The organism is Protofrankia sp. Cr1, from assembly GCF_963555865.1.
Lineage (GTDB): Bacteria > Actinomycetota > Actinomycetes > Frankiales > Frankiaceae > Protofrankia.
Window position 1 is genome coordinate 16,553 of sequence record NZ_CAUVXO010000026.1, and the last position, 10,708, is coordinate 27,260.

Annotated in this window: 10 protein-coding genes and 1 pseudogene; 6 read left to right on the plus strand and 5 right to left on the minus strand. The window is 69.6% G+C overall.

Annotated features, from left to right (window positions below):
- Nucleotides 1-66: 66 nt before the first annotated feature.
- The 3 genes from U9980_RS04575 to U9980_RS04585 are packed head-to-tail and all read right to left on the minus strand — an operon-like array spanning nucleotide 67 to nucleotide 2,908.
- Nucleotides 67-1,362, minus strand: coding sequence for an NAD(P)/FAD-dependent oxidoreductase (locus tag U9980_RS04575; protein WP_322766824.1), 1,296 nt, complete (start codon nucleotides 1,360-1,362; stop codon nucleotides 67-69).
- Nucleotides 1,359-1,682 carry a 2Fe-2S iron-sulfur cluster-binding protein gene (locus tag U9980_RS04580; RefSeq protein ID WP_322766825.1) on the minus strand — a complete coding sequence of 108 codons (324 nt, stop codon included), beginning with the start codon at nucleotides 1,680-1,682 and terminating at the stop codon, nucleotides 1,359-1,361. Before U9980_RS04580 ends, U9980_RS04575 begins: the two co-directional genes overlap by 4 nt.
- A 41-nt stretch (nucleotides 1,683-1,723) precedes the next feature.
- Complete coding sequence (locus U9980_RS04585) at nucleotides 1,724-2,908, minus strand: cytochrome P450 (protein ID WP_322766826.1); 1,185 nt, start codon at nucleotides 2,906-2,908, stop codon at nucleotides 1,724-1,726.
- Between the two features lie 112 nt (nucleotides 2,909-3,020).
- Between U9980_RS04585 and U9980_RS04590 the strand changes: the two genes are divergently transcribed.
- The 6 genes and pseudogenes from U9980_RS04590 to U9980_RS28415 form a co-directional block, all read left to right on the plus strand.
- Nucleotides 3,021-3,953 carry a LysR family transcriptional regulator gene (locus U9980_RS04590; RefSeq protein WP_322766827.1) on the plus strand — a complete coding sequence of 311 codons (933 nt, stop codon included), beginning with the start codon at nucleotides 3,021-3,023 and terminating at the stop codon, nucleotides 3,951-3,953.
- 235 nt (nucleotides 3,954-4,188) lie between these two features.
- Nucleotides 4,189-5,631 (plus strand): fumarylacetoacetate hydrolase family protein, encoded by a 1,443-nt coding sequence (locus tag U9980_RS04595; RefSeq protein ID WP_322766828.1) that lies wholly within the window; start codon nucleotides 4,189-4,191, stop codon nucleotides 5,629-5,631.
- Complete coding sequence (dapA, locus tag U9980_RS04600; protein ID WP_322766829.1) at nucleotides 5,628-6,614, plus strand: 4-hydroxy-tetrahydrodipicolinate synthase; 987 nt, start codon at nucleotides 5,628-5,630, stop codon at nucleotides 6,612-6,614. The genes U9980_RS04595 and dapA overlap by 4 nt, the downstream gene beginning before the upstream one ends.
- Before the next feature lie 141 nt (nucleotides 6,615-6,755).
- Nucleotides 6,756-8,321, plus strand: a complete 1,566-nt coding sequence (hpaE, locus tag U9980_RS04605; protein WP_322766830.1) for a 5-carboxymethyl-2-hydroxymuconate semialdehyde dehydrogenase — start codon at nucleotides 6,756-6,758, stop codon at nucleotides 8,319-8,321.
- A gap of 5 nt (nucleotides 8,322-8,326) precedes the next feature.
- The gene (gene hpaD, locus U9980_RS04610) at nucleotides 8,327-9,358 is read left to right on the plus strand and encodes a 3,4-dihydroxyphenylacetate 2,3-dioxygenase (RefSeq protein ID WP_322766831.1); all 1,032 of its coding nucleotides are present in this window, start codon (nucleotides 8,327-8,329) and stop codon (nucleotides 9,356-9,358) included.
- Between the two features lie 110 nt (nucleotides 9,359-9,468).
- Nucleotides 9,469-9,888: pseudogene (locus U9980_RS28415) on the plus strand (hypothetical protein); the annotation flags it as partial.
- Nucleotides 9,889-9,985: 97 nt separating this feature from the next.
- Here U9980_RS28415 and U9980_RS04615 read toward each other — a convergent pair.
- Nucleotides 9,986-10,387, minus strand: a complete 402-nt coding sequence (locus U9980_RS04615; protein ID WP_322766832.1) for a type II toxin-antitoxin system VapC family toxin — start codon at nucleotides 10,385-10,387, stop codon at nucleotides 9,986-9,988.
- Nucleotides 10,384-10,620, minus strand: coding sequence for a FitA-like ribbon-helix-helix domain-containing protein (locus tag U9980_RS04620; RefSeq protein ID WP_322766833.1), 237 nt, complete (start codon nucleotides 10,618-10,620; stop codon nucleotides 10,384-10,386). Before U9980_RS04620 ends, U9980_RS04615 begins: the two co-directional genes overlap by 4 nt.
- Nucleotides 10,621-10,708: the final 88 nt, after the last annotated feature.

A 10,708-nucleotide genomic window follows, 5' to 3' on the forward strand; every position in this document is an offset into this window, starting at 1 on the left:
CACGAGAGCTCCAGTTATGACATCACCAGCAGTCCAGGCAAGACCTCGGGCGTGGTGATGCCCGCGTCAGACCAGCGCCTTCAGGTTGACGTCCGGGTCTGCAGCCTGTTCCTGGGAAATAGTGATATTGCCCGCCAGGAGACGCCGGCTCGCCAGGTGGTCGGCCGGCCGGTTTACGGACTCCACTCCCAGCAGCCGGCCGGGACGGAAGCAGAAGACCGAGAAAGATCCGCTGTCCGGGTCGCCCCGCACCACGGTCTCGTCATGGCCGGTGATCAACCCGGCGATCTGAAGTTTCGTCCCGCCCTGGTCGCTCCAGAACCACGGCACGGCGTGGAACGGTTCGGGCTGACCGGTCAGCCGGCCTGCCACGCAGCGGGCCTGGTCGACCGCGTTCTGGACGGATTCCAGCCGTATCGCCCCGCCGTCCCGCGCGAAGGGGAAACGGGCGCAGTCACCTACCGCGGAGACAGCGGTCGCCGACGTGCGCAGATACCGATCCACGATGATTCCATCGCCGATTCCTTGCCGGGCCGTCCCAGGGCCGGCCGCACTGCCGGCGCCAACCGCGATGCCAGCGCCGGCGGCGAGTTCCACGTTCGGCAGCACGCCGATGCCGACCAGCACCAGGTCGACCGGATGCCTCTCCCCATCATCCGTCTGCGCGCCGACGACGCGGCCGCGATCTCCGATGAGACGGGTCACCGTCCGGCGGGCCAGCAGCCGGACCCCGCGCCGCCGGTGTTCCCTGGCGAAATGGGCGGAGACGACCGGCGATACGGCCCGCGCCATCGGCCGGCCTGCGGCTTCGACAATCGTCACCTCCAGACCCCGGCGGACGGCGACCGCCGCGAACTCCAGGCCGATGAAGCCGGCGCCGATGACGAGTACCCGGGGGCCGGCGGCCATCCGGTCCCGGAGTTGCTCCGCGTCGGCGACCGTGCGTAGCGACAACACCCCGTCCAGGTCAGTCCCCAGGCCGGGGAGCGGACGGTTGCGCGCTCCCACCGCAAGGACCAGGTGGTCGAAGTGCAACCATGCACCGGATGCGAGCCTCACCCGGCGCAGTGCGCAGTCGAGCGAGGTGACCTTCGTGTCGTGGACAAGCTCGATCTGATGGTCGCTGAAGAATCGCTCCGACCGCAGTGGCAGCGCCCGGTCGTGCTCACCGGTCAGGAACGCCTTGGAAAGCGGCGGACGCTGATAGGGCAGGCCGTGTTCCTCGCCGACCATTGTGATGGGCCCATCGAACCCACGCTGGCGCAATGAGATCGCGGTCTGCGTTCCGGCCTGACCCGTGCCGACGATCAGCACCCCGCGGCGGGTACCGGGAGCGTGTCCGGGCACGGCATGACCGGTCACATCTGTTCCTCTGGAACCTGAACGACGAGGCCATCAAGACCTTCGGCTACGGTGATCTGGCAGCTCAGCCGGCTGGTGTTGGTGCGGGGGGAGGCGGTGGCGTCGAGCATTTCGTCCTCGTCAGCGCTGATCGCCGGCAGCCGTCCGACGTCCTCGGCGTCGACGTATACGTGACAAGTCGCGCACATCGCCGCACCGCCGCACTCGCCGAGAATGCCTTCGACGCCGTGGCTGACCGCGGCCTGCATGACACTCGCGCCGAGGTCCGCGTCGACGACTTTTCTCGCGCCGTTGGGGCCTACGAAGGTGATTTTTGGCATGGGGAGGCTCCTCGCGTCCGTTGCGGCTTTGCGGGCGCGGGTCAGGGCCGCCAGCGGGCCGGCAGATTGAGTACGCCGCGGAATACCCATCCGCCGAGCCGGACCGGCTCGGCGGGGACGATCTCGAGTCCGCCCAGCCGGCCGAACAGCGTCGGCCAGGCGACCTGGCTCACCTGTGCCCGGGCGATCCAGGATCCGAGGCAGAAGTGCGGGCCGCCGCCGAAGGCGATGTGGTTGTTGTGCCGGCGCGAGACGTCAAACCGGTCGGGGTCGGGGAAGACCTCCTCGTCCCGGTTCGCCGATCCGAGGACGACACCGAGCCGGGCGCCTGCGGGCAGCAGCGTGCCACCGAGCTCGACCTCCCGGGTGGTCTGCCGCGGGTACATGCCGATCGGAGCGACCCAGCGCACCGTCTCCTCGAAAGCCTTCCGCCACAGGGACGGGTCGGCGAGGACAGCGGCCAGCTGGTCGGGATGGCGCAGCAGCGCCCAGGCGCCGACCGCGAGCGAGTCGCGCGGCTCGTTCAGCCCGCCACCGATGAACATCTTGACATTGCCGCGGATCTCCTCGATCGACAGGGGGTCCGGGGCGTGCAGCATCGCCGAGATCAAGGAGGAGTCGGGCGACCGCCGCAGGTACGGGACCACCGCGTCGATCGCGTCGTCGACGCCCCGGGCCGCGGTCTCGGACCGGCGCCACACCTGCGGGTCGTCGGCATAGTTGCCGGTGCCGTCCATCATGGCCTGGGACCATTCCTGCAGGTCCGCCGCGCTGACATCGCGAAATCCGAGCACGGCGGCCAGGTTCGTCGCGGCGAGTGGCCCGGCGAACTCGCGAAACAGGTCGGCCTCACCCCGCTCGTACAGGCGGCTGATCAGGTCGTCCGTGTTTCGCTGGAAGATCGGGGTCCAGTGGTCCCGCACAGTCCGCGGTCGCAGCACGGACTCGGCCGCCGCCCGTTCCCGGGCGTGCGCCGCGCCGTCCTTGCGCAGCATCGTGTGGCCCATGACCCGGATCATCAAGGAGTCCCGCTCGGCGGCGCTGAACGTCTCGGGATGCTTCTCCAGGTGGACGACCTCGCGGTGGCGGGTCACCAGGTAGCGGTTCGCGGCCGGAACCCAGGCGACGGGCTCCCGGGCCCGCAGCTCCCGGTAGATCGGATACGGGTCTGCCCACAGATCCGCGAGGCGGATCCGGGTGCCCAAGTGGTCGGTGTCGACGGCCATCTTTGTTGGTGCGCTCCCCTCGGCTTCCGGGCGCTCTTGACGGGAGCATCGTGGTCACGGTCACATCCTGTTGTCCAGCATCAGTATTTGCAGAGGAAGCAAGGTTTTACTTATGGATGAGCCCAGGTTCTCGCTCCGTCAGCTGCAGTACTTCGTCGCGGCGGCCGAGGCCGGCACGATCAGCGGGGCTGCCGCCCGGATGCGGGTCTCCGCCACGGGTGTGTCCCTGGCGATCACGGAGCTGGAGCGCGCGCTCGGCACACAACTGGTGCTGCGACGCCCAGCCCGGGGACTGGCCCTCACCGTTGCCGGCAACCACGTTCTGGTCGAGGCACGCGCGCTCCTCGGGGCCGCCGGCGAGCTGCAGTCGGGGGTGCACGACCTCGGACAGGAACTCGTCGGGCGGCTCGTTGTCGGCTGCTATAGCCCGCTCGCGCCGCTGGTGCTCCCGCCGCTGCTGGAAGGGTTCCAGGCCGCGCATCCCGGCGTGGACCTCGATTTCGTCGAAGGCTCGCTCACCGAGCTGCAGGGCCTGCTCGCCGCCGGTGACTGCGAGGTGGCGCTGATGTACGACCAGGACATCGTGCCCGGCACCACGACCGAGGTGCTGTACCGGGCACGTCCGCACGTGGTCCTGCCCGCCGGCCACCGGCTGTCGGGGCTGGAACAGGTCGACCTTGCGGAGCTTGCCGGCGAGCCGCTGGTCATGCTCGACATCCCACCGAGCGTGCACCACACGACCATGGTGTTCGAGTCGGCCGGGCTGACGCCCCGGGTCCGTTACCGCAGCAGGAACGTCGAGCTGGTGCGGTCCCTCGTCGGACGGGGCCTGGGGTATTCGCTGCTCATCCAGCGCCCGCGGACCGACGTGACCTACGACGGGCGCCGGGTGGTCACCCGCCCCATCGAGAGCGGGCCGGGGGAGGTCGCCGTCGTCCTGGCCCGGCCGACCCGGGCTCGCGCCACCCGCCGCGTCCAGGCGTTCGTCCGGTTCTGCCATGCAGCCTTGGCCGCGAAGCCCGGGGAGACCCCGCCGGCGGCCTGACCGCCAGCGCTGCAGGGACAGTGGCGCAACGATACTCAGAACCATATATGATTCCGTTGACGACCCTGTCGGCGCCGGAGATGCCACGAACAGCTTGGGTACAGCTTGGGTAAGGAGGACTTCAATGTCACGCCGCAATCAACGTCGACACCCTCGCCGTCGCGATGACCTTGATCATATCTGATCTGTGCACCTTGGTACCTGCCACCGCACCTAAACTGGGAGGGGTCCGCTCATGGTCAACCCGCTGATCATGCAGCCGTCGAAGATCGTGGCGGTGCATCTGAACTATGCAAGCCGGGCGGCGCAGCGGGGCCGAATACCCGATTTCCCGTCGTATTTCCTCAAACCGCCGTCGTCGCTGTCCGGGGATGGGACGCCGGTTGTCCGACCCCGGGGCTGCGAGCTGCTGACGTTCGAGGGTGAGATCGCGCTGGTGATCGGTGAGTGGACCCGCCGGGTACCGCGGGAGCGAGCCTGGTCGCGGGTGCGATGGGTGACGGCGGCGAACGACCTGGGTGTGTATGACCTGCGGTACGCCGACCGGGGGTCGAATGTGCGATCGAAGGGGTCGGACGGTTTCACGCCGGTGGGGCCCCGGCTGCTGGACGCGCGGGAGCTCGACCCGGCCGCGCTACGGCTGCGCACTTGGGTGAACGGCCAGGTGGTGCAGGACGCGTCGATGGATGAGCTGTGCTTCGGTTTCGACCTGCTGGTTGCCGACCTGTCCCGGCTGATGACGTTGGAGCCGGGAGATGTGATCTTGACCGGCACGCCGGCGGGATCGTCGGTAGTGCGGCCCGGCGACCTGGTTGAGGTCGAGGTGAGTGCGGGCGCGATGTGCACCGGGCGGTTACGTACCCCGGTCCTGGACGACGAGGTCGAGCTGGATCCGATCGGGGCGATGCCGCGGGCGGACGCGGAAGCGCGGATCGCCGCGTTCGGCCCGGCCGCGGCGCCATTCGCGGCCCCGGCCATAGCCAAGGACGTGCTGGACACATTGCGGCGGGTTTCGACGGCGACGTTGAGCTCGCAGTTGCGCAAGCGCGGCCTGCAGGGAGTCACGTTGGACGGGCTGCGCCCGACCCGGCCGGAGTTACGGCTGGTCGGTGTCGCGCAAACGTTGCGGTATCTGCCATTGCGGGAAGATCTGTTCCCGGCTCGGGCGACGGGGATGAACGCACAGAAACGCGCCGTGGAGGAGATCCAACCGGGCGAGGTGCTGGTGATCGAGGCCCGGGGTGAGCCGCACGCCGGGACGATAGGGGACATCCTCGCGCTGCGGGCGGCCCGGCGGGGCGCTGCCGGCATCGTCACCGACGGGGCGGTGCGGGACAGCGCCGCCATCGCCGAGCTGGACCTGCCGGTCTACTGTGCGGCCGCCCATCCGGCGGTGCTGGGCCGCCGGCACGTGCCGTGGGAGATCGGGGTTCCGATCGCCTGCGCGGGTGCGCTGGTGGCGCCGGGGGACCTGCTGGTCGGGGACGCCGACGGAGTGCTGGTAGTGCCGCCGGCGCTCGCCGCCGATGTGGCCGCGGACGCGGCCGAGCAGGAACGTCAGGAACGGTTCATCGCAGAGCAGGTCGCCGCCGGGGAGTCGATCGTCGGGCTCTATCCCATCGGGCCGGCCTGGCAGGCGGCGTACGAGCAATGGTGCGGCAGAGAGGCAGGCTCGTGAGGTTTCGCGGCAACCCGGCGTCCATCCGCGGTTCGATCGCCCCGGTGGTCACCCCGTTCAGGCCGGATGGTGCGCTCGATCTGGACGGCCTGCGCGGTCTGGTGCGCTGGCAGCTGGCGGTCGGTTCGCACGGCATCTCCATCGGCGGATCCACCGGGGAACCGAGCGCGCAGAGCGTGGCGGAGCGCATCGAGGCGATGCGGGTGGTGGCAGACGAGGTGGCCGACCGGGTGCCGTTCCTGCCGGGGACCGGTTCGGCGAAGCTGGACGAGACCATGCAGCTGACGGCGGCGGCCGCCGACCTCGGCGCGGATGCGGTCCTGGTGATCACCCCGTACTACGCGCGGCCAACCCAGCAGGGCCTTTACAACTGGTTTGCGATGGTGGCCGCCGAGTTCCCGCAGCTACCTATCGTGATCTACAACGTGCCGTCGCGCACCGCCGTCGAGGTCGCCCCGGAAACCGTGGCGCGGCTGCGCCGCGATCACGACAACATCGTCGGGATCAAGGAGACCACCAAAGATTTCGAGCACTTCTCCCGCGTCATCCACGCCTGCGGCCGGGACCTGCTGGTCTGGTCTGGAATAGAGCTGCTGTGCCTGCCGCTGCTCGCGCTCGGCGGCACCGGTTTCGTCAGCGCCACGGCCAACATCGCGCCGGCCGCGGTAGCGCAGATGTACGAGTACTGGATGGCCGGCGACCATGAGAAGGCTCGAGACCTGCACTACCGCCTGCACCCGTTGGTGGACCTGCTGTTCGTGGAGACGAACCCGGCGCCGGCGAAGTGGGTGCTCGCCCAGCTCGGCCGGCTGGCGTCCGACCACGTCCGGCCGCCGCTGGTGCCGGTCACCGACGCCGCGCTGCCGCGCATCCGGGCCCTGCTCGCCGAGGGCGCCGAACTGGCCGGCTCGCCGGACGCGGAACGCTCCGGTGCGGCCGCGGCCGTCACCTCCCCCGCGGCCGCCCGACCCGTCGCTTCCTGACCGTCGCTGCCGCTTGGCCGTCACCGCGTCCGACCCCGCCGCACGAGCCGATCCCTACCCCGCATCGCCGCTCCGGTCTCCAACCACCGGCCACTACCGGCCCCAGCCGGGCACCATCCCAACGATTGGACCTTTGATCCGATGACTACCATCAGCTCCAGTCCGCGTGCCGCGCACGCGCCCTCCGCGCTGCCGTCCCGGCTGCAGCATTTCGTGGATGGCCGATGGGTGGACAGTGCCGACGGTGCCACCTTCCCGGTCGCCGACCCGGTCACGAACGCTCCGTACGCCGAGGTGGCAGCGGGTTCGGCCGCGGACGTGGCGGCCGCGGTGGGCGCAGCGCGGGCCGCGTTCACCGACGGGTCGTGGCCCGACCTGCCGGCCCGGGTCCGGGCGCGAGTGCTGAACCGGATCGCGGACGGGATCGAGGCCCGCGATGACCGGATCGCCGCTATGGAGTCGTTCGACACCGGACTGCCGATCACCCAGGCTCGGGGCCAGGCGCAGCGCGCCGCGGAGAACTTCCGGTTCTTCGCCGACCTGATCGGCTCGCTGCACGAGAACGCCTACCGGGTCGGCTCCACCCAGCTGAACTATGTGGTGCGCAAGCCCCGCGGGGTCGCCGGGCTGATCACCCCGTGGAACACCCCGTTCATGCTGGAAAGTTGGAAGCTTGCCCCGGCGCTGGCGTCCGGGGCGACGGTCGTGCTCAAGCCGGCCGAATGGACCCCGCTGTCCGCGAGCCTGCTACCCGAGATCATGGCCGAGGCCGGCGTCCCCGACGGGGTGTTCAACATGGTGCACGGCATCGGCGAGCAGGCCGGTGATGCGCTGGTCCGGCACCCGGACGTGCCGCTGATCTCGTTCACCGGGGAAAGCGCCACCGGCAGCACGATCACGGCGAACGCGGCGCCGTTCCTCAAAGGCCTTTCGATGGAACTCGGCGGCAAGTCACCGGTGGTCATCTTCGCCGACGCCGACCTCGACCGCGCCCTGGACTCGGCCCTGTTCGGGGTGTTCTCGCTCAACGGCGAACGGTGCACCGCGGGTTCCAGGATCCTGGTCGAACGCAGCCGGTACGACGAGTTCCTGGCCGCATTCGCCGCGCGGGCGCAGGCCATCAAGGTCGGGCTGCCCGCCGATCCGGGGACGGAGATCGGCGCGCTGGTCCACCCCGAGCACTACGAACGTGTGCTGCACTACGTCGACATTGGTTGCGCCGAGGGCGCCCGGCTGGTCGCCGGCGGTGCCCGCCCCTATCACCTGCCGGACGGGAACTACCTCGCCGCCACCGTCTTCGCCGACGTCACCCCAACTATGAGGATCTTTCAGGAGGAAATCTTCGGGCCGGTCGTGACGGTCACCCCGTTCGACGACGAGGCCGAAGCGGTGCGGCTGGCCAACGACACCCGCTACGGCCTGGCCGCCTACGTCTGGACATCCAACCTGCGGCGCGCCCACCGGGTCGCGCACCTCATCGAGGCCGGGATGCTCTGGCTCAACTCGCACAACGTCCGCGACCTGCGCACCCCGTTCGGCGGGACCAAGGCCAGTGGGATGGGCCAGGAGGGTGGCGAGCTGAGCATCGGCTTCTTCACCGACTCCCGAATCGTGCACCTGACGCTCGGCGACCCGCACACCCCCCGGTTCGGCCTGCCGGCGACGGAGCAAAGCCCGCCGCCCGACGACGACCAGACCGCGAAGTGATCGGCATGACCAACCTCACCCCGCCCGACGTCGTGCGGTCGGTCTACGCCGAACTGGTGGTCACCGACCTGGACCGGGCCCGCTGGTTCTGGGTGGACCTGCTCGGCATGGTCGTGCAGGCCGCCGAACCGGACGCCCTCTACCTCCGTGGATATGACGAGCTCACCCACCACAACCTGGTGCTGCGGGCCGGCCCTGCCCCGGCCGCCTCCCACCTCGCCTACCGGGTCCGCAGCGCCGTCGACCTCGACCGGGCCGAGGCGTTCTTCGACCACCTGGGCTGCCGCACCCTGCGCCTGCCCGCCGGCACCACTCGGGGAATCGGCGAGGCGGTGCGGGTGACCGACCCGCTCGGCTTCACCGTCGAGTTCTTCCACCAGGTAGCCCGGGCCGAGCGCCTGGTGCAGCGTTACGACCTGCGCCGCGGCGCCGAGATCGCCCGGTTCGACCATTTCAACATCGTCGTCCCGGACATTCCCGCCGCCTTCCGGCACTATTGCGCGCTCGGCTTCCGCTGCTCCGAGACCATCGAGGACGGCGAGACCCTCTACGCCGCCTGGATGTACCGCAAACAGACCGTCCACGATGTCGCCTTCACCGGCGGCGCCGGCCCCCGCCTGCACCACCTGGGCTTCTTCGCCCACGAGTCACACCAGGTGCTGCGGATGTGCGACATCCTTGGCTCGCTGCACCAGGAAACCCACATTGAACGCGGGCCCGGCCGGCATGGCGTCTCCAACGCGTTCTACGTCTACCTCCGGGATCCCGACGGGCACCGGGTCGAGATCTACACCAGTGATTACTACACGGGTGACCCCGACCACGAAACGTTCCGCTGGAACGTGCATGACCCCCGCCGCCGCGACTTCTGGGGCAACGCCGTCATCGAATCCTGGTACACCGAGGCGACCCCCGTGCTCGACCTCGACGGCAAACCACAGCCCGTCACCGACACTCGGTGTGAGGAAACGGCGGTCACCGTCGGCGCCGATGGGCTCGGCACAGTCACCCGGACCCCCAACCCATCGACCGGCTGACCTTCGCGATCCCACCTGCACGCGGTTGACCACCCACGACGGCCGGGTCTGCCCGCGCGGCGGCAACCGCGAGCCGCGTCGGGGACCTGGGGACCCCATCTCGACGAGCAGTGGGCGGCCGGGCAGACCAATGCGGCCAAGCTCTGGGAGGAAACGAAAAAAAGGGCTACACCGTCCTCGATCTCCGGCGTCGACGCGATCAGCCGGCAGGCCGGCATGACGACGAGGGTCCCGGCCCGGACGGCGGTCAGGACAGCATCGAAGGCCGCGGCCGTCTCCGGCCGCACCGCCCGGCGGGTTCGGCGGGGGCCCACGGAAAAGGACCCAACCAGGGCACCTCGCCGGCGGCCTACCGGGCGACCCGTGCTGATCCCGCGCCCTGTCCCGACCGCGCCTCTTCAGGGCAAGAGACGCACGATCTGCGCTCCCGCCTGACCTGGGCGGGCTTCGGCCCGGTCCTGCCCGGGCTGTGGATCGCTCCGTCCCGCACCGACGTCGATGCCCTCGTCGCAGAGCTGGGTCTGGGCGGGTACGTAAAGGGGCTCTGCCAAGATTCCGGTTGGATCGCCGACGTGCAGGCCGAACGTACTACAGACCTGATGCAAGGCCACGGAGGTGTCCGGAGCTCTACTGTTCGCTTCGAAGGTCGCGGACGGGACACATCAGACCGGGCGTACCGGCGAACTTTCGGTCCACCGTCACCAGCTCGGCGCCCAACACCTCCGCCAGCGCGACGTATGCAGCGTCATACGACCACATGTTGTGCCGAAGCGCCCAGATCCGCGGAAGCAGCGACACATGATCGAAACGCCTCAGCGGCATGCGACCGAGCAGATCCAGAGCACGTGCCCCTTCGTCCGCAGGCAGCTTTCCCCCACGCACCAGGCCTCGCAACGTCGAGGCGCATTCGAGATCGACGGCATACGGCGCGGCCAGCCGCTCACCAGCAGCAACCGCACGCACCTTCTCCGCAACAGAATCCGAACCAACCAGGAACTCGACCAAAGCGGAGGTGTCCAGAACAATCACGCGTGGGAAGCGCGCATCTCGGCGACGGCGTCCACCACGTCGGTGACGGTCACCGCGCCCCGTGCCGCGATGGAACGCGCCTGCTCGGCGGCCTCCTCAGCGGTCAGCATGACCGCCTCCCCCTCCAGCAGCTGACGGACATAGGCCTGCAGAGACTGCCCCGCTCGGACAGCCCGCACCTTCAGGACGGTGACGGTCTCCTCGGAGACCTCGCGAACATGAATGGTAGCCATGCAAGCATCCTAGTCCCACAGCCAGCACCTTACCTGGACAGTCTCAACCTGGGCGCCACCCACGTGAAGATCCGACCGGCGGTACCGA

Coding starts and splice junctions, on each gene's coding strand:
- U9980_RS04595 (WP_322766828.1), top strand. CDS start 4,189: ATGGTCAACCCGCTGATCATGCAGCCGTCGAAGATCGTGGCGGTGCAT.
- U9980_RS04580 (WP_322766825.1), bottom strand. CDS start 1,682: ATGCCAAAAATCACCTTCGTAGGCCCCAACGGCGCGAGAAAAGTCGTC.
- U9980_RS04585 (WP_322766826.1), bottom strand. CDS start 2,908: ATGGCCGTCGACACCGACCACTTGGGCACCCGGATCCGCCTCGCGGAT.
- hpaE (WP_322766830.1), top strand. CDS start 6,756: ATGACTACCATCAGCTCCAGTCCGCGTGCCGCGCACGCGCCCTCCGCG.
- U9980_RS04590 (WP_322766827.1), top strand. CDS start 3,021: ATGGATGAGCCCAGGTTCTCGCTCCGTCAGCTGCAGTACTTCGTCGCG.
- hpaD (WP_322766831.1), top strand. CDS start 8,327: ATGACCAACCTCACCCCGCCCGACGTCGTGCGGTCGGTCTACGCCGAA.
- U9980_RS04620 (WP_322766833.1), bottom strand. CDS start 10,620: ATGGCTACCATTCATGTTCGCGAGGTCTCCGAGGAGACCGTCACCGTC.